The sequence below is a fragment of the Paenibacillus sp. J53TS2 genome (assembly GCF_018403305.1).
GTDB lineage: Bacteria > Bacillota > Bacilli > Paenibacillales > Paenibacillaceae > Fontibacillus > Fontibacillus rhizolycopersici.
Map to the genome: position 1 here is coordinate 77481 of NZ_BOSK01000004.1, position 23384 is coordinate 100864.

The 23384-nt window shown below is 53.3% G+C and carries 26 protein-coding genes and 1 riboswitch; of the genes, 25 read left to right on the top strand and 1 reads right to left on the bottom strand.

Annotation, left to right across the window (positions count from 1 at the left end):
* Positions 1–93: 93 nt before the first annotated feature.
* From fur to KJS42_RS10485, 16 genes are all read left to right on the top strand, one after another.
* The gene (gene fur / locus KJS42_RS10410; protein WP_155605418.1) at positions 94–567 is read left to right on the top strand and encodes a ferric iron uptake transcriptional regulator; all 474 of its coding nucleotides are present in this window, start codon (positions 94–96) and stop codon (positions 565–567) included.
* 170 nt (positions 568–737) lie between these two features.
* On the top strand, positions 738–995 hold the full coding sequence (locus KJS42_RS10415) for a DUF4227 family protein (protein ID WP_239483694.1): 258 nt from the start codon (positions 738–740) through the stop codon (positions 993–995).
* Between the two features lie 106 nt (positions 996–1101).
* Positions 1102–2073, top strand: a complete 972-nt coding sequence (gene xerD, locus KJS42_RS10420; protein ID WP_213622806.1) for a site-specific tyrosine recombinase XerD — start codon at positions 1102–1104, stop codon at positions 2071–2073.
* A 33-nt stretch (positions 2074–2106) separates the two neighbouring features.
* Positions 2107–3294 (top strand): phosphopentomutase, encoded by a 1188-nt coding sequence (deoB, locus tag KJS42_RS10425; protein ID WP_155605415.1) that lies wholly within the window; start codon positions 2107–2109, stop codon positions 3292–3294.
* Between the two features lie 53 nt (positions 3295–3347).
* The gene (locus KJS42_RS10430) at positions 3348–4184 is read left to right on the top strand and encodes a purine-nucleoside phosphorylase (protein WP_193415949.1); all 837 of its coding nucleotides are present in this window, start codon (positions 3348–3350) and stop codon (positions 4182–4184) included.
* A 19-nt stretch (positions 4185–4203) separates the two neighbouring features.
* On the top strand, positions 4204–5535 hold the full coding sequence (locus KJS42_RS10435) for a pyrimidine-nucleoside phosphorylase (protein WP_213622807.1): 1332 nt from the start codon (positions 4204–4206) through the stop codon (positions 5533–5535).
* 221 nt (positions 5536–5756) lie between these two features.
* Positions 5757–6947: a D-alanyl-D-alanine carboxypeptidase family protein gene (locus tag KJS42_RS10440; RefSeq protein WP_155605412.1), complete on the top strand. Its 1191-nt coding sequence runs from the start codon at positions 5757–5759 to the stop codon at positions 6945–6947.
* A gap of 89 nt (positions 6948–7036) precedes the next feature.
* Positions 7037–7390: an anti-sigma F factor antagonist gene (spoIIAA, locus tag KJS42_RS10445; protein ID WP_193415950.1), complete on the top strand. Its 354-nt coding sequence runs from the start codon at positions 7037–7039 to the stop codon at positions 7388–7390.
* Positions 7391–7419: 29 nt separating this feature from the next.
* The gene (gene spoIIAB, locus KJS42_RS10450; protein ID WP_059044801.1) at positions 7420–7848 is read left to right on the top strand and encodes an anti-sigma F factor; all 429 of its coding nucleotides are present in this window, start codon (positions 7420–7422) and stop codon (positions 7846–7848) included.
* Positions 7849–7859: 11 nt separating this feature from the next.
* Entirely contained in the window at positions 7860–8615 is a 756-nt protein-coding gene (gene sigF / locus KJS42_RS10455; RefSeq protein ID WP_155605411.1) for an RNA polymerase sporulation sigma factor SigF, read from the top strand.
* Between the two features lie 179 nt (positions 8616–8794).
* Complete coding sequence (gene deoD, locus KJS42_RS10460) at positions 8795–9502, top strand: purine-nucleoside phosphorylase (RefSeq protein ID WP_213622808.1); 708 nt, start codon at positions 8795–8797, stop codon at positions 9500–9502.
* Between the two features lie 137 nt (positions 9503–9639).
* Positions 9640–10281: a stage V sporulation protein AA gene (locus KJS42_RS10465; protein WP_213622809.1), complete on the top strand. Its 642-nt coding sequence runs from the start codon at positions 9640–9642 to the stop codon at positions 10279–10281.
* On the top strand, positions 10281–10703 hold the full coding sequence (locus KJS42_RS10470; RefSeq protein ID WP_155605408.1) for a stage V sporulation protein AB: 423 nt from the start codon (positions 10281–10283) through the stop codon (positions 10701–10703). Before KJS42_RS10465 ends, KJS42_RS10470 begins: the two co-directional genes overlap by 1 nt.
* Before the next feature lie 27 nt (positions 10704–10730).
* Positions 10731–12377: a spore germination protein gene (locus KJS42_RS10475; RefSeq protein WP_213622810.1), complete on the top strand. Its 1647-nt coding sequence runs from the start codon at positions 10731–10733 to the stop codon at positions 12375–12377.
* A 111-nt stretch (positions 12378–12488) separates the two neighbouring features.
* Positions 12489–13817, top strand: coding sequence for a diaminopimelate decarboxylase (lysA, locus tag KJS42_RS10480; RefSeq protein WP_213622811.1), 1329 nt, complete (start codon positions 12489–12491; stop codon positions 13815–13817).
* Positions 13818–13953: 136 nt separating this feature from the next.
* Positions 13954–14391, top strand: a complete 438-nt coding sequence (locus tag KJS42_RS10485; protein ID WP_155605405.1) for a peptidylprolyl isomerase — start codon at positions 13954–13956, stop codon at positions 14389–14391.
* A 73-nt stretch (positions 14392–14464) separates the two neighbouring features.
* On the opposite strand, the gene tlp is transcribed toward KJS42_RS10485, so the two are convergent.
* Positions 14465–14692, bottom strand: a complete 228-nt coding sequence (gene tlp / locus KJS42_RS10490; protein WP_193415954.1) for a small acid-soluble spore protein Tlp — start codon at positions 14690–14692, stop codon at positions 14465–14467.
* 214 nt (positions 14693–14906) lie between these two features.
* Positions 14907–15069, top strand: a riboswitch (FMN riboswitch).
* A 284-nt stretch (positions 15070–15353) separates the two neighbouring features.
* On the opposite strand from tlp, the gene ribD reads away from it, so the two are divergent.
* From ribD to KJS42_RS10535, 9 genes are all read left to right on the top strand, one after another.
* On the top strand, positions 15354–16481 hold the full coding sequence (gene ribD / locus KJS42_RS10495) for a bifunctional diaminohydroxyphosphoribosylaminopyrimidine deaminase/5-amino-6-(5-phosphoribosylamino)uracil reductase RibD (RefSeq protein ID WP_213622812.1): 1128 nt from the start codon (positions 15354–15356) through the stop codon (positions 16479–16481).
* Positions 16481–17155, top strand: a complete 675-nt coding sequence (locus tag KJS42_RS10500) for a riboflavin synthase (RefSeq protein ID WP_213622813.1) — start codon at positions 16481–16483, stop codon at positions 17153–17155. Before ribD ends, KJS42_RS10500 begins: the two co-directional genes overlap by 1 nt.
* A gap of 245 nt (positions 17156–17400) precedes the next feature.
* Positions 17401–18639, top strand: coding sequence for a bifunctional 3,4-dihydroxy-2-butanone-4-phosphate synthase/GTP cyclohydrolase II (locus KJS42_RS10505; protein WP_213622814.1), 1239 nt, complete (start codon positions 17401–17403; stop codon positions 18637–18639).
* A 60-nt stretch (positions 18640–18699) separates the two neighbouring features.
* A complete protein-coding gene (ribH, locus tag KJS42_RS10510; RefSeq protein WP_155605400.1) occupies positions 18700–19167 on the top strand; it encodes a 6,7-dimethyl-8-ribityllumazine synthase in 468 nt (155 codons plus the stop codon).
* Positions 19168–19285: 118 nt separating this feature from the next.
* Complete coding sequence (locus KJS42_RS10515) at positions 19286–20083, top strand: segregation and condensation protein A (protein ID WP_213622815.1); 798 nt, start codon at positions 19286–19288, stop codon at positions 20081–20083.
* Positions 20052–20705, top strand: a complete 654-nt coding sequence (gene scpB / locus KJS42_RS10520; protein ID WP_155605398.1) for an SMC-Scp complex subunit ScpB — start codon at positions 20052–20054, stop codon at positions 20703–20705. Before KJS42_RS10515 ends, scpB begins: the two co-directional genes overlap by 32 nt.
* 154 nt (positions 20706–20859) lie before the next feature.
* Complete coding sequence (locus tag KJS42_RS10525) at positions 20860–21543, top strand: DUF2953 domain-containing protein (protein ID WP_193415959.1); 684 nt, start codon at positions 20860–20862, stop codon at positions 21541–21543.
* Positions 21516–22013: a GerW family sporulation protein gene (gene ytfJ, locus KJS42_RS10530; protein WP_155605396.1), complete on the top strand. Its 498-nt coding sequence runs from the start codon at positions 21516–21518 to the stop codon at positions 22011–22013. Before KJS42_RS10525 ends, ytfJ begins: the two co-directional genes overlap by 28 nt.
* Positions 22014–22153: 140 nt before the next feature.
* Complete coding sequence (locus KJS42_RS10535) at positions 22154–23356, top strand: D-alanyl-D-alanine carboxypeptidase family protein (RefSeq protein ID WP_213622816.1); 1203 nt, start codon at positions 22154–22156, stop codon at positions 23354–23356.
* Positions 23357–23384 lie beyond the last annotated feature (28 nt).

A 23384-nucleotide genomic window follows, 5' to 3' on the forward strand; every position in this document is an offset into this window, starting at 1 on the left:
ATGTTTGACTTTGTTGAATAACTCCCCCTATAATGAAAGAAGTGGTTATAGAACTTTTTTTGGATGTGCGGCAAGGGCTGGGGGAGGGATAACATGGAAGCAAAGATCGAAAAAATCAAACAGCAGTTACAATCCCACGGTTACAAATTGACGCCCCAGCGGGAAGCCACGGTACGCGTATTGCTCGAAAATGAAGACGATCATCTCAGTGCGGAAGATGTTTTCATGCTCGTGAAGGACAAGGCGCCGGAAATCGGCCTGGCCACGGTCTATCGAACGTTGGAACTGCTCAGCGAGCTTCATGTCGTGGAGAAGATCAACTTCGGTGACGGAGTAGCCCGGTACGACCTGCGTACCGATACGACAAAACATCATCACCACCATTTGATCTGCGTTCAATGCGGGGCAATGGATGAAATCCGCGAGGATTGGCTTGGACCGCTCGAGGAACGCTTGGAGAAGGAATTCAACTTTACGGTGCTCGACCACCGGTTGGATTTTCAGGGCATTTGTTACCGATGCAAGGACAAGAACAACGACTCTCCGGGAAATGGCAATAAGAAATAGGATGATTAAGCCGAGCTCTTTACGGCCCTGCCGTAGGGAGCTTTTTACGTTGCCTGCGCGAATGCGAAGGCCGTATGGGCCGATTGAGGCAATCCCGCATACTCCCCTGTCCCTCTTTATATACTGAATACATAGGGTGTCCAAGCAAGGCTCGGACGCTGGAGGAACGATTGAGAGGATGGGGACTGTCTATGGTGATTTCACTTCGAAAATGGCTGAGATCGGGGAAATATTTGATCCTTTTCGTCGTGCTTGCGTATACTTTGTATAGAGCGCTGGGGCTGCTGGATGATTACGTGTTTCGCGAGGACAAGTACCGCGTCCCCGAGGGCTCCGCGGTTAAGGTGTTTCGTGAAGGGGTACCGGGAAGCGCGGAGATGGAGATGATGACGGAGCGGCTGAAGCTATTTTTCTGGTATGGAGAGTAGTTGATCGGCAGGAGCAGCAGGGAATGAACGGCTTGATGTGGAATTAGTATCAAGGCGGATGGTTGAAAATATGGCTTGTGGACAACTGAGAAAGGAGGCGCAACGCATGGAACGGGATGCGGCCTCTTTTATTTCATTTTTGGCCGAGCAGCGAGGGTTAAGCGAGTCGACTCAGGCATCCTATTCACGGGATCTGAAGCAGTACATAACTTATTTACAGGACAAGCAGATCGACGAATATCGCCAAGTCACCCGCGCGGGAATTCTGCTCTATTTTGCTTATCTGAAAGAACAAGGTAAAGCTCCGGCAACGATTCAGCGGGTGTCCGTGACCCTTCGAGCCTTTTTTCAGTATTTATTGCGGGAACGACGGATTGACCAGAATCCCTTCGTGATGCTGGAGGTGCCGAAAGCGGAGAAGAAACTCCCGCAAACGCTGACGGTGGAGGAGACGGAACGGCTGCTTGAGACGCCCCGGCCGGATACCCAACTGGGACTTCGGGACAAGGCGATGTTGGAGCTGCTTTATGCAACCGGCATCCGTGTTTCGGAGCTGATCTCGTTGAATACGGCAGACGTAAATCTGGAACTCCAGTTTCTCCGCTGCTCAGGCGAACGGGGCAAAGAGCGAATCATTCCGTTTGGCGGGGTCACGTCGGAATGGTTGGATCGGTATTTGAGGGAAGGACGAACCCATTTGATCCCGAACGAGCAGGACAACCCTGCCTTGTTCCCCAATCGCCGGGGCGGGCGGATCAGTCGCCAGGGCTTTTGGAAGTTGATCAAGAGATACGGCCAGGAGGCCGGGATCTCGGCGGACATCACGCCCCATACCCTACGTCATTCCTTCGCCGTTCACCTGCTGGAACGGGGGGCGGACGTAGGGTCGGTGCAGGAGCTGTTAGGGCACGCCGACGCCTCGACGATTCAAATGTACGTAAGCCGTTCCAAGACCAATTTGAAAACGGTCTACGACGCCTTTCATCCTCGGGCCAAACGCGAGCCGGAGGCGCCGGAGACCACAGATGATGGTTCACCAAAGGACAGGCAGAATGTTTTCCCTTCAGGCAAGGGATAACTATAGCTGCATAGATTAAAGGAGTGATAGAAGATGCAAAACGGGAATCGTTTTAGAAAAATGACCGTCATCGTCCTCGACAGCGTGGGGATCGGCGAGCTGCCGGACGCGAAACAATTTGGCGATGAGGGTGCTCATACGCTTGGGCATATTCTGCAAACTGTGCCCGGTACTAAGCTGCCAAACCTGCAAAAATTAGGATTAGGCAATATTGCGGAGCTGCCGAATTTGAGCCCGGTGGCTGAACCGACGGCTTATTTCGGTAAGATGGCCGAGATTTCCTCGGGAAAGGATACAATGACCGGTCACTGGGAGCTGATGGGACTGAAGACCGAAACGCCGTTCCAAACGTACCCCAATGGCTTTCCGCGAGATTTGATCGCTCGCTTCGAGCAAGAAACGGGCCGCAAAATCATCGGGAACAAGCCGGCTTCGGGCACGGAAATTTTGGTAGAGCTTGGGGAAGAGCATATGAAGACCGGCAACTGGATCGTATACACCTCGGCCGATAGCGTATTCCAAATCGCCGCCCATGAAGAAGTCATTCCTCTGCCGGAGCTGTACCGGGCCTGTGAAATCGCCCGTCGGTTGACGCTTGAGCCGGAGCATTTCGTCGGGCGCGTCATCGCCCGTCCGTTTGTCGGTCAGCCGGGCAACTTCCAGCGTACGCCAAACCGCCATGATTACGCGGTGAAACCGCCGGAACCCACCGTACTGAACGCGCTGAAAAACGCCGGCAAGGAAGTTGTTTCTGTCGGGAAGATCAACGATATTTTCTCCGGAGAAGGCATTACCGCTTCGTATCCGACGAAGAGCAATCAGCACGGGATTGAGGAGACCTTGAACCGGATCGGCCAGGATTTCTCTGGGATGCTGTTCACGAATCTTGTTGATTTCGATTCCTTATACGGTCATCGTCGCGACCCTCAAGGTTACGCGCGCGCCCTGGAGGAATTTGACGCTGCGTTGCCGGATTTGCTGAAGAATGTGGGCGAGAACGACCTGTTGGTTATTACAGCCGATCATGGCAATGATCCGATTCATGCCGGAACGGACCATACGCGTGAATACGTGCCGCTGCTCGTTTATGGGCCAAGCCTGAACCAACCGGGCAGCCTAGGCGTCAGAGCTACTTATGCGGATTTGGCAGCGACGATCGCTGACAATTTCGGGGTACACGCGACCGAGCACGGCAAGAGCTTTTTACACGAACTTATCTAAGAGAGGTAGTTCCAAAAAGCGAGCTTTTATTTTGGACTTGGAGGATTTTTGAGATGACGACTACATTGACCATTGGTATGATCCGGGAGGCGGCGGAATATATCCGTTCCCGGTCGGCGCTTACGCCGAAGGTAGGATTAATTCTGGGTTCCGGATTAGGCGTTCTGGCCGACCACATCGAGCAGCCGGTTAGCATTGACTACCGCGATATCCCGTTTTTTCCGCAGTCGACGGTGGAAGGCCATGCCGGCGAACTGTTGATCGGCACGGTGCAAGGCACGGCCGTTGTGCTTATGAAAGGACGTTTCCACATGTACGAAGGATATGGTCCTGAAATGACCGCATTCCCGGTACGGGTCATGAAAGAGCTTGGTGTTTCTACGCTGCTCGTCACGAACGCTGCAGGCGGGGTGAACACGTCTTATCACCCGGGGGATTTGATGTTGATTTCCGACCATCTGAATCTGACCGGGAGAAATCCTTTGGTTGGACCAAATGACGAGGAACTCGGAGCCCGCTTCCCGGACATGTCTCAGGCGTATAGCCGCCGATTGCGTGACATCGCTCGGAAGATAGCCGCAGACAAAGGGGTGCCGTTGCAAGAGGGCGTTTATGCCGGTTTACTAGGCCCAACTTATGAAACGCCGGCGGAAATCCGGATGCTTCGGACTCTTGGCGCGGACGCTGTGGGGATGTCCACCGTCTCCGAAACGATCGTGGCTCGGCATGCGGGCATTGAAGTGTTGGGCATCTCCTGCATCAGTAACATGGCTTCCGGCATTTTGGACCAGCCGTTATCCCACCAGGAGGTTATGGAAACAACCGAGCGCGTTAGAGAGAAGTTTCTGAGCCTCGTGTTGTCCATTATCCCACAAATCGGAGAAGCTTAAGGAACGGAGGTAAGGAGCGATGAGAGCGGTAGATCTGATTCGTAAAAAAAGAGACGGCCTAGAGTTGACGAGCGAAGAGATCGTCTTCTTGGTGAGAGGGTACAGCGAAGGGCAGATTCCCGACTACCAAATGTCTGCTTGGGCGATGGCCGTTTTTTATCAAGGGATGACTGCCCGGGAAACAGCCGACCTGACGTTAGCCATGGCCGGTTCCGGAGATACGATTGACCTCGGCTCCATTCATGGCATCAAGGTCGATAAGCACTCAACTGGCGGGGTCGGCGACAAAACGACCGTGGTACTCGGACCTCTTGTGGCGGCTGCCGGCGTGCCGGTGGCGAAGATGTCAGGCCGGGGCCTGGGCCATACCGGCGGGACGATTGACAAGCTGGAAGCGATCTCCGGATTCTCCGTGGAGCTTGGGAAGGAACAGTTCTTCCGTCAGGTTAACGAAATCGGCCTGGCGGTCGTCGGCCAAAGCGGCAATATGACGCCAGCCGATAAGAAGCTGTATGCGCTGCGGGATGTGACTGCAACAGTAGATTCCATTCCGCTGATTGCCAGCAGTGTCATGAGCAAGAAGATCGCAGCCGGCGCAGATGCGATCGTGCTTGACGTGAAGACCGGCAGCGGCGCGTTCATGAAGACGCTGGAGGACTCGATCCGCCTGGCTAAGGCGATGGTCGATATCGGTACGCAGGTCGGTCGCCGTACGGTCGCCGTGATCAGTGACATGGACCAACCGTTAGGCCACGCGATCGGCAATGCGCTGGAGATCCAGGAAGCCGTCGCGACGCTGCGAGGGGAAGGCCCGGCGGATCTGGAGGAAGTTTGCCTGATCTTGGCCTCGCATATGCTGATACTCGGCGGCAAAGCTTCCGATGAAGAAGAAGCACATGCCATGCTGACTGCGCAGATCGATAGCGGCGAAGCCCTGGAGAAGCTGAAGCAGATGGTCGCCGCGCAAGGCGGGAACACGGAGCAGATCGACCATCCGGAGCTGCTGCCGACGGCAGAGCTGAAGGTGGACGTGAAGGCGAGCGCGAGCGGGTTCGTGGAATCGATCCAGGCGGAAGAGATCGGCATCGCCGCCATGATGCTGGGCGCTGGCCGGGAAACGAAGGATTCTGTCATCGATCTGGCGGCCGGGGTGGAGCTGCGCAAAAAGATCGGCGATCCGGTTGAAGTCGGCGAAACGCTGGCCGTGCTCCATTTCAACCCTAGCCATGAAACGGGCCGCGCGGAAGCGGAACGGCGCATCTTAAATGCTTACGGCATCTCCGGAACGAAGGTGCCGAGACGGCCGCTGGTTTTCGCGCTGGTGACGCCGGATGGGGTCAAGCGGTTCTAAGCTAGTGCGGTTAAGTTGCCGGTCCAGAGGTAAGAATCATGGGATCGTATGAAATAGCGGTAATATTAGGCCTTAATGGCCACTTATGTCCCTTATTCTCAATATGCCACAAAATCAAACGCCGAAAGGCGTTTTTTCTTTTTTGCGCAGGAATATTATCCCACTTTCATGCCGATACTAGGTTAGCAGAATCCAGACTTATGTCTAAAGGAGGACGAATCTTGAAAAGACGGGTGTTGATCTGGTTTGCCGCGTTTGTTTTGGCCGTTTCGGTATGGCCGACTTACACCAGCGCGGAACATGGTGGACCGCATGTGGGGGATGATGAAATCGCGTTGGCGGAAAATGCACTGTCCGCCGTATTGATCGATGCCGATACGGGTACGATCATTTACGAGAAAAAGAGCCACGAGAAGCTGCCCCCGGCCAGCATTACTAAAATCATGACGATGCTGCTGACGATGGAAGCGATCGATAACGGCACGCTGAAGTTGAACGACAAGGTCACCGCCAGCGAGTATGCGGCGTCTATGGGCGGGTCGCAGATCTTTCTGGAGCCGGGGGAAGCGATGACGGTCGATGAGCTGCTGAAGGGCGTTGCCATGGCTTCTGGGAACGACGCATCCGTAGCACTGGCAGAGAAGCTTGCCGGTTCCGAGAAAGCGTTCGTGAAAATGATGAATGAGCGGGCACAGTCGCTCGGGCTGAAGGACACGCATTTTGCCAACTGCAACGGCTTGCCGGTGGCCGATCACTATAGCTCGGCCCACGATATTGCCGTCATGAGCCGGGAGCTGCTGAAGCATGAGGGAATCACGAAATATACCGGCGCTTACCAGGATTACTTGCGGCAGGGGTCGGAGAAACCGTTCTGGCTCGTTAACACGAACAAGCTAGTTCGTTTCTACAGCGGAGCCGACGGTCTGAAAACCGGCTATACGTCGGAAGCGAAGTTCTGCCTGGCCGCCACCGCAAAACGCGACGGGCTGCGTTTGATCGCCGTGGTACTTGGGGAGCCAAACACAAAAACGCGGAACAGCGAAGTATCGGCCATGTTCGATTATGCCTTCTCACAATACGCGCTGCTGCCGATTTATCAAGCGGGTGAAACGATCGGCAAGGTGAAGGTACAGAAAGGGATGAGCGCCCAGTTGGAACTGGCCGCTTCGAAGCCGTTTAACGTTCTGGTTAAAAAAGGCGTGAAGCAGGACAGCATCACCCATAAGCTCATCGCACCGGAAAAACTCGCAGCTCCGATCAAATCGGGTCAATCCGTCGGCAAATTGGTGGTGTATCAGGATGGCCGCGTGCTGACCGAATTCGAACTAACCGCACCTAACGATATCGATAAAGCCGGCTGGTGGACGTTATTTAAACGGACGGCGGCACACTTGTTTTTTGTAGATTCATAGGGCTTTTCTTCTAGTTTTGTCAGTCAGCAGGAATCCGGACCGGAATCGTAGAATTGTTGTGTTCATGTCAGGGAGGAGAGTGAACAGACGTGAATTTGCAAGTGGAAATGGAAAAACACCGCGAAACGTTAATCGTGCGCTTGAGCGGGGAATTAGACCATCACACGGCGGACGACGTCCGCATGCGGATGGATGAAGAAATCGCCCGTGGAAACTGCCGCAATCTCGTATTAAGCCTGAAGTCGCTGCAGTTTATGGATAGCTCCGGTATCGGAGTGATCCTCGGAAGATATAAGCTGATCAAGCAAAAGGGCGGGAAGATGGTCGTATGCGACGTCAACCCGCCGGTATATCGGCTTCTAGAAATGTCGGGATTGTTTAAGATCATGTCCATCTTCGAAAACGAGGATACGGCGCTGACGGATCTGGAGGTGGCCCTGTGAGTACCCAAGCGAATCAAGCCGGAAATTTTATGTCTCTCAAGTTTGCCGCAAAGTCCGAAAATGAATCGTTTGCCCGAGTGACCGTCGCCGCGTTCGTCTCCCAGCTGGATCCAACGATGGATGAGATCACCGACTTGAAGACGGTGGTGTCAGAGGCGGTCACGAATTCCATTATCCACGGATATGATGGGAACCCCGAAGGGGTCGTCTCTATTTCCGCTGAAATTGAAGGAGACACGGTAACTTTGATCATTGAGGATCAAGGCCGTGGCATTGAGGATGTGGAGTTGGCGAAACAGCCGCTTTATACGTCGAAGCCTGAACTGGAACGTTCCGGCATGGGCTTTACGATCATGGAGAATTTCATGGACGAATTCGACGTGATCAGCGAGATGGGCGGGGGCACGCGCATTCGGATGAAGAAAAGGATTGTATCCAAGAAAGCTTTATACAATTAGGGGTTGGATCTATGGATGCCGAAGTGAAGCAAATCTCGAGAGAGTTTTTGGACGACACGGAAGTGAAACGGTTGATCGCCCTGAGTCAATCCGGGGACAACGCTGCCAGAGACCGTCTGGTAAACTGCAACATTCGGCTTGTCTGGTCCGTCGTGCAGCGGTTTATGAATCGGGGATACGAACCCGAGGATTTGTTTCAAATCGGCTGTATCGGCCTGCTTAAGTCGGTGGACAAGTTTGATCTCAGCTATGATGTGAAGTTTTCTACGTATGCGGTGCCGATGATCATCGGGGAAATTCAGCGTTTCCTGCGCGACGACGGGACGCTGAAGGTCAGCCGTTCACTGAAGGAAATGGCGAACAAGGTTCGCAAGAAGAAGGATGAATTGTCCAAGCTGCTGGGTCGGCTTCCGACCGTCAAGGAAGTTGCCGAGGAGCTGGGGGTTACGCCCGAGGACGTTGTGTTTGCCCAGGAGGCGAATAAGCCGCCGGCGTCCATTCATGAAACGGTGTTTGAAAATGACGGCGACCCGATCACGCTGATGGATCAAATCGCCGATGAATCCCAGGAGCGCTGGTTCGACAAGCTGGCGCTGCACGAAGCGATCGATGGCTTGACCGATCGAGAGCGCCTGATCGTCTATCTTAGGTACTACCGCGACCAGACCCAGTCGGAAGTGGCGAGCCGGCTGGGCATCTCTCAAGTTCAAGTATCCAGGCTGGAGAAGAAAATATTACAGAGCATTCGCGACCAGATCGCGCAATGATCTGACATGCATTCACCCCTTCGGGCAGCGGCGGCATTCAGGAAGCCGCTGGAACCGAAGGGTTTTTTTACGTCATCAGATCTCTGCATCGTTTGCATCCATATACGTTGGTTGTCGCATCCTATATAATAAGAGAGTAGCAGCCATACCAAAAATGTTAGCAAGGGAGATACCAGAACATGAGTGTACATATCGCAGCTAAACCGGGAGATATTGCCGAAACGATCCTGCTGCCGGGGGATCCGCTCCGAGCTAAATTTATTGCGGAAACGTACTTGAGCGATGTCATTTGCTATAACGAGGTGCGCGGGATGCTTGGATTCACCGGTACCTATCAAGGAAAACGGATTTCCGTACAGGGGACCGGCATGGGCGTTCCGTCGATTTCGATCTACGTGAATGAATTGATGAAAGAATACGGCGTCAAAAACCTGATTCGCGTCGGAACTTGCGGAGGCATGCAGCAGCATGTTCGCGTACGGGACGTTATTTTGGCTCAAGCCTCCTGTACCGATTCAAGCATGAATCGCCATGTCTTCAGCGGGTACGATTTTGCGCCGATTGCCAGCTTCGAGCTGTTGAAGGCGGCCTATGAGCGTGGCGTGGAAAAAGGGCTCAAGCTGCATGTGGGTAACATTTTCAGCTCGGACATGTTCTACCGTGACGATACGAGCGTAACCCAATTGCTGATGAAATACGGGGTGCTTGGGGTCGAGATGGAGACGACAGCGCTCTACACGTTGGCCGCCAAATACGGTGCGAAAGCGTTAACGATTCTGACCGTCAGCGATCATTTGCTGACCGGCGAGGAGACGTCGGCCGAGGAACGGCAAACCACGTTTAAGCAAATGATGGAAGTGGCGCTGGACACAGCCATATCGCTGTAATTCTGGAGCAACTAGAACGGGAAAAGCATGGGGGTATCTCCCCATGCTTTTTTTGATGCCGCAAATTTATCATCAAGAGTAAAGCCCCTCCTCGCTTGGCATACTATGGGCAATACGCTAGTGGAAGGGTGGTTAGCATGGATAAGGATTCCGCTTCCATCGTCTATTTGCGTCTGCGCAAGCAGGTCGGGCTTCCCGCCGGGGTACCGATCCGGCTGCGAGACGTAGCCCGCGTCCTGGCGGAGCCGGAGCTGGAAGCCAAGCTGCTTCAGCTGGAGCTGGTCCGGCCGGAGCATCGCGACGGTAATTTGATCGTCATTGATATGCTGCAGGTCATCTCGGCCATTCAAGCCGAATTCCCGGGGCAACGTGTCGAATTGCTTGGTGAACCGCATGTTCTCGTTGAAATGATCAAACCCGAGAAGAAACCGTCTCCGCTGTTGTTCGCCTTGGTCTGGCTGCTGCTCTTCTTCGGGGCGGCCCTGACCATCATGAATTTCCACGCCGATGTCAGCATGCCGGAGGTACAGGTGCGAATCGTCGAGATGATCACCGGCGAGAAGGACGAGCACCCCTATCTGTTTCAAGGTGCCTATTCCGTGGGCATCGGCTTTGGGATGATCGTATTTTTTAACCATTTGTTCAGAAAAAAATGGAATGAGGAGCCAACCCCTTTAGAAGTTGAGATGTTCCTCTACCAGGAGAACCTTAATCAATACGTTGTCGCTGAAGAGTACAAAAAAATGAACCATGCCAAATCGCCGGCGGAGCGATCCTGATGTCTCCCATCGCCGCGGGGTTGGCAGTATTCCTTGGCCTGGCTGGCGGCATCGCCGTGGGAGGCGGCGTGATCGCTTTGTTCATCGTGCTGGACATGATTCCGCGCCTGGCCCAGGTGACGAATTCTTACGACAAGGTGCACTGGTATGAAGGGGCGATGATTGCGGGGGCAGTGGTGGGTACGGTGGCGGACTTCTGGAATTGGCGGGTGACCGGGCCGTGGCTGGCGACCGGCATTGTCGGCTTGTTTAACGGCGTGTTCGTCGGTATGCTGGCAGCTGCTTTGACCGAAGTGCTGAACGTGCTGCCGATTTTGGCCAAAAGGTTGCATATGCAGCGGTATCTTTTCGGCTTTTTGCTCGCAATGGTATTTGGCAAAATGGCGGGCTCCTTGTACGAATGGTTTATTTATAGACCGTGAACTCGAAGAAACGGAGGTTGATGTTGGATGGACCAGGATACGCAAGAGTCAACGCAGGAAGGGATGGATCGGCCGCAGGCGATTCCGGACTTCGTACCCGAGGATGAGGAGAATTTTCTGCAGGAGAACTATCCGGAAGACGAGGCGATCAAACGGAAACGCGAAGCGGAGAGATCCGATAATGTGGAGGAGTCGGTGATCTATTGGCAGCAAAGCGATGCGATCAGCCGCAGCTTGACGACTACGAAACATACGTTGAAGGAAGTCGTCGGACTGGGGGAAAGTTTTGACGTCGTGTTTCGCGACATGACCTTTGGCGGTAAACGTACCTGCCTCGTCTTCATCAACGGGTTTGCCCGAACCGACGCCATGCAGGAAATCCTCAAGCGACTGACCTATCTGACGCCTGAAGATCTGACAACCGGGGCGCTTCGATCCTTTTTCGAACTTTATATCCCTCATATTCAGGTGGAAAAAACGGAGAAGCTGAGCGATGCCATCAACAAGACGTTAACCGGCATGAGCGCGCTGTTCATCGAAGGCGAGCAAACGGCGCTGATGATGGATACCCGGCAGTACCCGGTCCGCAGCCCGGAGGAGCCGTCTTTGGAGCGCGTCGTAAGGGGCGCACGGGACGGATTCACGGAGACGCTGGTTACCAATATTACCTTGGTCCGCCGCCGGTTGCGCGATCCAGGGCTTAAATTAGAGATGGTTAGTGTAGGCCGTCGAACCCGTACCGACGTGTGTATCGCCTACATCGATGATATCGTGGATAAAACGCAGGTCGATTCCATCCGCGAAAAGATCAAAGCGGTCAACATTGACGGCATTCCCCTGGCGGATAAGCAACTGGAGGAGGCGATCATTCACAGGGGCTGGAACCCGTACCCGCTGGTGCGTTACTCGGAGCGTCCGGACGTCGTTGCATCGCATCTGCTGGAAGGCCGGGTTGTTGTGTTCGTGGATACGTCGCCCAGCGTGATGATATTGCCGACGACTTTCTTTGATCTGTGTCAGCATGCAGAGGAGAACCGGCAAACCCCGTTTATGGGGACTTATCTGCGTTGGGTGCGCTTCTTTGGCATATTCGCCTCGCTCTTCCTGCTTCCAATCTGGCTTCTGGTCGTCGTCCATCCGGAGTTCAAGCCGGCGGGACTCGCCTTCATCGGACCCCAGGAGCAGGGAAAAATCCCGCTAATCGCTCAGTTCCTGTTGGTGGAGTTCGGCGTCGATCTCATGCGGATGGCGGCCGTGCATACGCCGACGCCTCTTGCGTCAGCGATGGGCTTGATTGCCGCCATCTTGATCGGGGATATCGCCGTCCAGACAGGGCTTTTCGTTAACGAGGTAGTCTTGTATATGGCAGTGGCCGCGATCGGGATGTTTGCGACGCCAAGCTATGAGCTGGGTCTCGCCAATCGTGTGGTGCGGCTCGCATTGCTGGTGGCGGTGGCGATCTTTGGCGCCCCTGGATTTGTCATTGGGATAACTTCGTTTATCGTGCTGCTGACTTTGCGCCGTTCGAATAACTCGTCTTACATGTGGCCATTTATACCTTTTAATGCAAAGGCGATGGCCGGGGTGTTATTCCGTGTTCCAGTGATGACATCCAAGCAAAGACCGTCCTCCAACAAGCCGCGGGACAATACGCGGATGCCGGGCAAACGGTGACGTTTAGGCTTGTTCAACAAATAACACAAATGATATTCCGAAAAATCCATTTTTCAGGTTGCCGGTTGTTTGCTATACTGGTGTAAAATTTGAAAGTGGAGGACTGCATAGATGTATTTACACGGTACCAGCAAAATTAATGCAAAAGGCCATCTCGAAATCGGCGGCTGCGATACGATCGAGCTAAAGCAATCCTACGGAACGCCGTTGTATGTCGTAGATGAAGCTCTTGTGCGGCAAAGATGCCGTGAATATATGAACGCCTTCCGAGCATCGGGCCTGGCTTTCCAGGTTGCTTATGCCAGCAAAGCGTTCTGCGTCATGGCGATGTGCCGGCTGGCCGAGGAGGAGGGCTTGTCCCTGGACGTTGTCTCCGAGGGCGAATTGTTTACGGCCCTTCAAGCGGGATTCCCTGCGCAGCGAATCCATTTTCATGGCAACAACAAGACGCCGGATGAATTGGAAATGGCGATATCCGCCGGCATCGGCTGTTTCGTGGCTGACAATTTTACGGAGCTGCATATGCTTCAAGCGCTTGCCGCTGAGAAAGGCGTCACCGTGAATATTCTGCTGCGCGTAACGCCGGGGGTGGAAGCCCACACCCATGAATATATTTCAACCGGCCAAACCGATTCCAAGTTTGGGTTTGATATCGGCAACGGCTCGGCTATGGAAGCTGTTGAGTTGGCCAACCGAAGCTTGAATCTACATTTGCTCGGCGTACATTCGCATATCGGCTCGCAAATTTTCGAAGTGGAAGGTTTCCAGATGGCGGTTGAGCGGGTTGCGGCGTTCGCTTTGCAGGTCAAGGAGAAGCTGGGCGTCACCTTCAAGGTCGTCAATTTAGGAGGCGGCTTTGGCATCCGTTATACGGAAGGCGATACGCCGCTGAAGGTTTCCGATTATGTCGGTGCGATTACGGATGCGGTCAAACGGGAATTTGCCGCGTATCCGCAGCTTCCGGAAATCTGGGTAGAACCGGGCCGGAGCATCGTAGGCGATGCGGGGACGACACTTTATACGGCGGGCACGAGTAAGGATATCCCTGGTGTGCGTAAATACGTCGCCGTGGATGGCGGGATGACGGACAACCCGCGTCCGGCCCTTTACGGCTCTAAATACGAGGCGATGCTCGCCAACCGTGGTAACGATGCGAATGAAGAGACCGTATCGATCGCCGGCAAATGCTGTGAGAGCGGCGACATGCTGATCTGGGACGTGGATTTGCCGAAGGTGAACAGCGGCGATTTGCTCGCCGTGGCTTGCACCGGCGCCTACAACTACGCGATGGCCAGCAATTATAACCGGTTACGCCGTCCAGCGGTCGTCTTCGTTCAAGACGGCCAAAGCGATCTCGTCGTAAAACGAGAGTCCCTGCAGGACCTAATCGCCTGTGACGTAATTCCGGAACGGATCGCCAAACAGCCTTCGTTGAAGTAAGTGACGAGGAGAGGCAGGAGTAAAGCCGAGGGGATCGGATTGTCCGATTCCCTCGGTTTTTTTGCTTGAAAGGCTTTTTTTTAGTAAACTGGAAGAGGTTTGTCCAATGACGCTAAGAAGAAGGGTGTGCACGGATATGAAAAAAGGTAAAATCGTATTGGAAAAAGGCGGCGAGGTCGAAATTCAATTCCTGCCCGAAGAAGCTCCGGGTACGGTCGCGAACTTCGAAAAACTGGCCAATTCCGGATTCTATAACGGACTCACGTTCCATCGCGTAATCCCGGGTTTTGTGGCTCAAGGCGGATGTCCGATCGGTAACGGAACCGGAGGCCCAGGTTACACCATCAAATGCGAGACGGATACGAATGTAACCAAACATGAGCGCGGGGTGCTGTCGATGGCCCATGCAGGCAAAGATACCGGCGGCAGTCAGTTTTTCATCGTATACGAAGCGCAGCCGCATTTGAACGGGGTACATACCGTGTTCGGCAAAGTGACTTCGGGAATGGAACTTGTGGACAATGTCCGTCCTGGCGATAAAATGAAGGAAGTTTCCGTTTGGGACGAAGCGTAAGCAGGTTCGAAGCGAAAGGGGTGCTCCGCAAGGCCAAGCAGGCTTGGCTGTGAAGCACCCCTTGATTCATTTTTTACGATTTTCTTTGATGAGCGGCTTCGTCCTTCACTTCTTCCCGGAAGCCTTCAATGGCGTGAAGCCGTTTTTCGTTCTTCTCCTGAACCTGTTTCTTCTCCTTGACGGAGATTTCATCGGCATGCTCACTGAGGTAATCTTGTCCCTCACGGAAATTCTCGATGGTGTTTTGAATGCTTCTTTGCAGCTTATCAACGTTGTCGGAGCGATTGTCCGGTTTAGCCACGTTCATTCCTCCTGAGTATGGGATTTGTCAATACGATATCGACTTTAAGGTTGGCTATTTCGGGAGGTTTTTATGCACCTTGGATCCCGGGAGATAGGGGGATGAAGATTCCTTGCTCGAATGGAATTGAGGCAGGGTGTAGTGACGAGTAGGCTTGATTTTTGACAGGAATAGTGCTAACATTCGTCTTGCAGTTATGCAAACCTAATATTAAGCAATCCTTCGGGGCAGGGTGAAATTCCCTACCGACGGTGATGGCTCATTGGACGCTAGTCCGATGTAGCACAAGTCCGTGACCCGCAGTGCTTTCGTAAGCATGCGGCTGAGCCGGTGAGATTCCGGGACCGACAGTATAGTCTGGATGGGAGAAGGAAAACGCGGGAGCACGTACGTTATTTTATTTGCGAAGGTGTTCGGATTTCGAGAGTTCAATCGACCAAGTTCTATTTTTCACATTTGATTTTGTGAAAGAGCTTTGGCGATGCTAGCTTTTCGCCATAAATTTATCGTCCTTGTTTATCAATGGATAAGCGGCGGCGTGATTTTAGGCGGAGGCGCTCTTTGATTTAGCGTAGAACTACTCTCATGATCAACCCTGCCGGATTGCGGCAGGGTTGTTTTTGTTACTGAGCGATAGGCAAGGACGGAAGGAGGATAGAGGATGAAGGTGATCGACGACGATTATTACATGACTTTAGCGCTAGACATGGCGGAGCGGGCGCTGGGACAAACCGGGACGAATCCGGTCGTCGGCGCCGTTGTCGTTAAGGAAGGGACGTTGGTTGGACTTGGTACCCACTTGCAACGGGGGACTCCGCACGCGGAGGTGCACGCCTTGAACATGGCCGGTTCCCAGGCCGAAGGCAGCACGGTATACGTCACATTGGAGCCTTGCAGTCATCACGGTTTGACACCCCCTTGCGCGGAGCGGTTGGTGCACGAGAAGGTGGCACGTGTCGTGATTGCCTGTGAGGATCCGAATCCCCTGGTTGCCGGGAAAGGAATCGAGTTGCTGCGTACCGCCGGGATTGAAGTTAAAGTTGGCGTGCTGCGCGACCGGGCCTTGAAGCTGAATCGCCGGTTCATCAAGTTTATCACCAGCGGCTTGCCGTATGTGACAATCAAATCTGCCAGCACGCTGGACGGAAAACTTGCAAGTCGATCCGGGGACAGCAAATGGATCTCGAACGAGAAAGCGCGGGAAATCGTGCACACGATGCGGCATCGCCATCAGGCGATTATGGTTGGCGTGTCGACGATCATAGCCGATAATCCGCAGTTGTCAACCCGTTTATCTGTCCCGGGTTTATCGCCCGTACGGGTCATTGCGGATTCCACGCTTCGCATTCCCGAGACGGCGCAGATTCTTCACGATGGGATAGCCCCAACTTGGATCGTGACTACTGAGCAGGCTGACCCGGACAAAGCTGAGCGGCTGACCGAGCTTGGCGTCGAGATCCTTCGTTGCGGAAGCGGCCCACAGGTCGATCTCAATGAGGCGTTAGTTCAGCTCGGACAACGGGGCATATCCTCCGTACTCGTTGAAGGAGGCGGTCGATTGAATGGCTCGTTGCTGGAACGTCAATTGGTGGATGAAATCGTGATCTTCTTCGCCCCCAAGATCGTCGGCGGGAGCGAAGCGCCCGGAAGTTTTAGCTTCGCCGGGTTTGATCTTATGCGGGACGCGGTCTCGTTACGCGACATGGAAGTCGAACAAATCGGGGATAATGTGTGCATCCGAGGAATTCCGGTCTGGGCACAGGCTGAAGTGAGGGAGGAGGATCACTGATGTTTACAGGACTAGTGGAGGAGATCGGCACGATGAAGTCGATCAGCCGCAAGGGCGAAGCGATGCTACTGAGCATTTCGGCGAAAGTCGTTACGGAAGGCATCAAGCTGGGCGACAGCATTTCTGTTAACGGTGTATGCTTAACGGCAACCTCGTTCGACGCTTCCTCCTTTACGGTAGATGTCATGCCGCAGACGTACCGCAACACGAATCTGAAGGATCTAAAACCAGGCAGTCGCGTGAATCTCGAGCGAGCCATGGCGGCCAATGGACGATTCGGCGGGCATATCGTACAGGGGCATGTTGACGGAATCGGTACGATTGTCGGGACCAGTCAGGATCAAAATGCGGTTGTGTTTCAAATCCGACCCGGGAAATCATCCTTATTGAAATTCATTATTCCAAAAGGATCGATTGCCGTGGACGGGATCAGCTTGACGGTGGTCGAATCGGAAGGCGGGATGTTTACGATTTCCATTATCCCTCATACGCTAGCCGAAACCGTACTGGCCTTCAAGCGGGCCGGGGACACCGTCAACCTGGAATGCGACGTACTCGGCAAATACGTGGATCATCTGCTGAAGTATGGCAGAGGTAGCGGCGATCCGGGGGAAGAGACCGGAGACGAGTCGGGAATCAACCTCCCGTTTCTGGCAGCGAACGGGTTCGTTTAAAAAAGTCGGGGGTTAAATGACGACATTTTGAACTACAACTTCAATAAAGGTTCAAGAAGTTGGATTTGGAGCACCAAGAAGGTTGAATGAAGCTAGGGACTGAGCAGCACAGCGTAGCTGGAAGCTACGTGAGCAGCGGAAGGCCCGGGTGAATGCAAGATTCGCCGCCGAATTGATCTTCTCGAGCTGCTTCGTGATCCAAAGACGACATTTTGAACTACATATAAAACAAGGAGGGGAAAGCTATGGGTGATATCGTATTAGACCGAGTCGAAGAAGCAATCTACGAATTGATGCGGGGCAAGGTCATTATCGTCGTTGACGATGAAGACCGGGAGAATGAAGGGGACTTTGTGGCCCTGGCTGAAAAAGCGACGCCGGAAGTGATCAACTTCATGATCACTCAAGGGCGCGGACTGGTCTGCCTGCCGATTACGGCGGAGCGAGCAGAGGAACTGGATTTGCAGCCGATGGTGGCGCAAAATACCGATAACCACGGGACGGCCTTTACCGTCTCCATCGACCATAAGGATACGACGACAGGAATCTCGGCCTATGAGCGTTCCTTGACGGTTAAGGCCATCATGGATCCGAACGCCAAGGCTGCGGACTTCCGCCGGCCGGGCCATATGTTCCCGCTGATTGCCAAAAAGGGGGGCGTGCTGCGGCGCGCTGGTCATACGGAAGCGGCGGTCGACTTGGCCCGGATGTGCGGCGCCTATCCGGCCGGCGTGATCTGTGAGGTCATCAAGGAAGACGGAACCATGGCTAGGTTGCCGGATTTGGTGGAAATCGCCAAAACCTATGACCTTAAATTGATCAGCGTCAAGGACCTGATCCATTACCGCAATGAAAAGGAGAAGCTGGTCACGCGCGAGGTCGAGGTGCGCATGCCAACCGATTACGGTGAATTCCGCGCCGTCGCGTACACGAATGATGTCGATAACAAAGAACATGTCGCACTGGTCAAAGGCGAGATCGACGGCGATGAGCCGGTGCTGGTGCGGGTGCATTCCGAATGCTTGACCGGAGACGTGTTCCACTCCCACCGGTGTGACTGCGGACCGCAGTTCGAAGCGGCACTGCGGCAGATTGAGGAAGCCGGCAGAGGGGTGCTGCTCTATATGCGCCAGGAAGGCCGGGGGATCGGCTTAATCAACAAGCTGAAGGCGTATAAGCTGCAGGAACAAGGCTTTGACACGGTTGACGCCAACCTGAAGCTCGGATTTCCCGCCGATCTGCGCGATTATGGAATCGGAGCGCAAATTCTCAAAGACCTGGGTGTCCGCCAAATCCGTCTGATGACGAATAATCCGCGGAAGATCAAAGGTTTAGAAGGATACGGTCTGGAGGTAGTTGAACGCGTGCCGATTCAAATGAAAGAAAACGCGGATAACACCAAGTATCTGCATACCAAACAAGCCAAGTTGGGGCATTTGCTCAAATTTGATGATTTGGAACAGGATGAATCCTCCCGCTTCTAAGGGCGTATCCGCAAAAACGATATTATCCACTATCCCACTTATAGAAAGGTTTGATGATTCATGGCAAACGTATTTGAAGGACATTTAGTATCGGAAGGGTTAAAATATGCGATCGTGGTCGGGCGTTTTAACGAGTTCATTACAAGCAAGCTGCTCTCCGGAGCTTTGGATGCCTTGAAACGCCACGGGGCCAAAGAGGAAGAAATAAACGTGGCTTGGGTGCCCGGCGCTTTTGAAATCCCGTTCGCCGCGCAAAAGCTGGCCGAAAGCGGCAAATATGACGCGGTCATCACGCTTGGCACGGTCATCCGCGGTTCAACCACGCATTATGATTATGTCTGCAACGAAGTCGCCAAAGGAGTGGCGGCCGTTGGCCTCAAAACCGGCGTGCCGACGATCTTCGGCGTCGTGACGACCGAGAATATCGAACAAGCGATCGAACGCGCTGGGACCAAAGCCGGAAACAAAGGCTGGGATGCAGCGATGGCGGCAATCGAGATGGCGAACTTGACGAAACAGTTGAAATAGTGCTTATCTTAATGTAGTACCTCTGATTCGTTGGGGTACTACATTTTTCTTTTGCAACAAACGTTTTTTAAGGTAAACTAATCTACATATATGTTTGGTTACGGGTGGAGGATGTTCATTGACGACAGTAACGTACAAGCTGGAATCCTTCGAGGGTCCGCTGGATTTGCTATTGCACTTAATTGATAAAGCGGAGATCGATATTCATCAGGTCTCGATTAGCGAGATCACCGATCAGTACCTCGAATATCTACAGGACATGCAGGAGCTGGAGCTGGAGGTGACCAGTGAGTTTCTGGTCATGGCGGCTACGCTGCTGTCGATCAAAAGCAAACAACTGCTGCCCAAACCACCTGTCATCGAATTGGATGATGAATTCGATTATTTGCTGGAGGATGAGGAGGACCCGAGGGACGAGTTGATTCGAAAGCTGATCGAATATCGGAAATATAAAGGAATCGCTGAACATTTGCATGAACGCGAATGGGAGCGCAGTTTGATTTTCTCCAAAGAACCGGAGGATTTAACGCCTTTTATGCCGGAAGTGCAGGAGAATCCGGTAAAGGGTCTGCACGCCGCCGACTTGATCGCCGTCTTTCAGAAGGCGATTCGTAGGGCGGCCAAGCGCAATACCGTAGCCCGAATTCACCGTGACGAGATTTCCGTCAAGGATCGGATCAAAGAAGTGGTTGGCGCGCTCCAACAGGCTGGTAAGGGGGGACGGTTGCTATTTTCTAAGCTGCTGCATCCCGAAATGTATCGACATGAAATCGTGGTCACGTTTCTTGCGGTGCTGGAACTGATGAAGATGAAGCAGATCGTCTGCTATCAAAACAAGCTGTTCGATGACATCGTTATGGAGTGGAGAGGGGAAGGAAAGATCGATGAATTTTCAGGAATTGAAGTCGATTATTGAGGGGCTGTTGTTTTTGGCCGGCGAAGAGGGCTTGAGCCTGAAGCAGCTGGCCGAAGTAACGGAACAGCGGCAGGAGGTGATTTCGGATGCCTTGCTCGATATGAAAACGTCATTCGAGCGAGCCGGCCGAGGGCTGCAAATCGTGCAGATTGCCGGCAGCTACCAGCTGGCGACGCTTCCGGAGCACGCCCCTTATTTCGAACGTTTGGCTTATTCGCCCTCGCGTTCAACCTTATCCCAAGCTGCACTCGAGACGTTATCGATCATTGCGTACCGACAGCCCATTACCCGGGTTGAAATCGAGGAGATCCGAGGGGTCAAGTCTGAGCGAGCTATCCATTCGTTGGTGAACAAGGATTTGATCGAGGAAGTTGGCCGCGCCGAAGCGATTGGGCGTCCCATTCTATATGGCACCACAAAGGCGTTCCTTGATTATTTTGGGCTAGCCAATTTGAAGGATCTGCCGGATATGGCCGATTTCGAGAGCACGGAACAGCTGGAGGAAGAAACACAGCTTCTATTTCAACGGTTGGAAGAACAACAGTTGACCTTCGACGATGTCAACAGCGACGAAGCAGGAGCGCAGCCGGAAAAGCGCCAGGATCCGGAAAACGAGAACTAAACGTGAATCTATGTAATCCAAACCGCCGGAGGAAGCTTCGGTGGTTTTTTGCGCTTAGTTGCTGCTTCATGCCGCATACCGACGAATTTTTTCCTTTTGGGCAAGCCATACTACGAGGGAGAATTTTTATCTGATAGGTATGGAGGGCTTTCCCGTGTGGATTTGGCTCGGAGGCATCCTGATCCTGCTGCTGCTTATAGCCGCCTTGATTTTGCTGTCTACAATCACGCTCCATTTGACCCTGCGTAAGAAGAATCGGGACGATACAATCCTGCTGGATGTCACGATGCTCTATGGCTTTGTTCGCATGCATTACCAAGTGCCTTCCGTAAGGTTGAAGAACTGGCGTGAAGGCCTGCAGATCGAGAAGGATCGGCCCGAAAACGTATTGCAAAAGGAGTCTTCCAGTGTTGACCAAAAAGTAAACAAGGACATAATCCATCAATGGATGGAGGAGTTCGACCGGATGCTCAAGGCGACCAGCGGGTTTAGGGTTTGGCTTCGGGCCACGCTCCGCCGCGTTTCGTTCCGCCAGTTGGAATGGTCGACGAATGTCGGTTTACAGGATGCAGCCCATACCGCAACATTGACCGGGGCCTTATGGGGGGTCAAAGGCACAATCGTGGGTTGGCTTAGCCATCGCATTCGATTAACGCAAAGACCCAAGCTATTCGTCGTCCCCGTATTTGGGGGAACGCCGTTATTTTCCACGGAATTTCGCTGCATAGCGCAAATTCGCTGCGGTTATGCTATATATGCTGGACTGGTTCTTATAGTTCGCGTGCTAAAAGTGAAAGGAGGAGTGAAAAAATGGCTGACCATCCTATTCAAGGATTAATGCAAACCGCCATGGAAAACATCAAGGATATGGTTGATGTTAACACGATTGTGGGCGAGCCGGTCGAAACGCCGGACGGTAGCGTGATTCTGCCGATCAGCCGCGTCGGGTTCGGTTTTGCCGCAGGGGGTAGTGATTTTAATATCGAGGACGGCCAAGATAAATCGGCCTCAGGTTCGACCGAGCACGGCAAAGCCCGTCCGTTCGGTGGCGGTAGCGGCGGCGGGGTTTCGATCAATCCAATCGCTTTCCTTGTCGTTGGAAAACCTGGGGTGCACATTGTACCCTTGGATAACCAGACGCATCTGGTCGAGAAGATCATCGATTCGGTCCCTGGTGTCATCGACAAAATCCAGTCCATGTTCCCGAATCAATCTGGAACTGCAGATCCCTCGATGGCAACGGCGCATGTAGCTCAGAATGCGATGCAGGAATCGGCTGCAAGAACCGGCATCAACCCGTTCACCTAACCACCTTTCGACCGTTGATCCTTTCCGGACTTCCGGGAGGGGTCTTTTTCTTGATCCCAGATGGGACATACTCTCTTGGATCATCGCATATAAGTTAAACAAGTACTCGCAACAGTACCTGTTACCGGAGGAATCAGCTTATGAGGAAAACCACACCTGGCCGCAGCTATCGTACCTTTTACAGTTTCTTGGCCGCCATCCTGTTGATGGGTTGGCTAAACCCGCAGGCGGTACAAGCCACTCCTGCCGCGCCAACGATTCATGCCCAAGCCGCCGCGGTCATTGACGTAACTTCGGGCCGCCTGCTTTACAATTTGCGCGGGGATGAGACGCTACCGATCGCCAGCCTGACCAAAATCATGACCGCTATTGTCGCGATCGAGCATGGCAAGCTATCGGATACGGTTACGGTCGGAAGAAACGCTTTTGCTAAGGAAGGTTCGTCTATTTATCTCCATATGGGGGAAGAAATGAGCCTGGAAAATATGCTGTACGGCCTCATGCTTCGTTCGGGCAATGATGCGGCCACGGCGATTGCCGAGCACGTCGGCGGCTCCGAAGAGGGCTTCGTCTACTTGATGAACGAGAAAGCCAAGATGCTTGGTCTGATGCATACCCACTTCCAGAATCCACATGGTTTGGATGCCAAAGGCCATTACTCAACGGCCAACGATTTGGCCAAGCTGACAAGCTATGCACTGAAAAACCAGCAGTTTAAAGAGATCGTCCGAACCCCCAGCAAAACCGCACCGAATCCCAATGATCCTTGGGATTATAAATGGTTGAATAAGAACAAGATGTTGCGTTTCTACGACGGGGCCGACGGCGTCAAAACCGGATATACCAAAATCGCCAAACGATGCCTGGTGAGCTCCGCGACCCGTGGCGGACAGCAAATCGCGGTCGTCACGTTAAATGACGGGGATGATTGGAATGACCACCGGAAGTTGCTGGATTATGGTTTTGCCAACTATCCGTTGACAACCCTGATCGGCGAGGGGCAGGAAATTGAGCAAGGCCTGATCACTGGGGCAGAATTTAAGTATGCGTTGGCGACGGAAGAAGCCAGCTACATCGAAAGAAGGCTGAAGCTAACTACGGCGCGCACGGGTTCATTTGGATACCGCGGGAAAATTAGCGTTCTCTTGAATGGGGAAGAAATCGGCACGGTACCGGTCTACGATAAAATCAGTTATCGTCCATCCGGATCAGGAGAAGGAAGTGAGCCGAGAGCAGGTGGGGCCTTTGGTTCCGCTTCAGATCGTAAGCTCATCCGGCTACCTTCCGATTGGTCGGATGCATTTAAAAAGGTGCTGCAATCCCTACTGTTTGACGTTCGATAGCAGAGGGAGCAGGACAGGGTTATGGAGG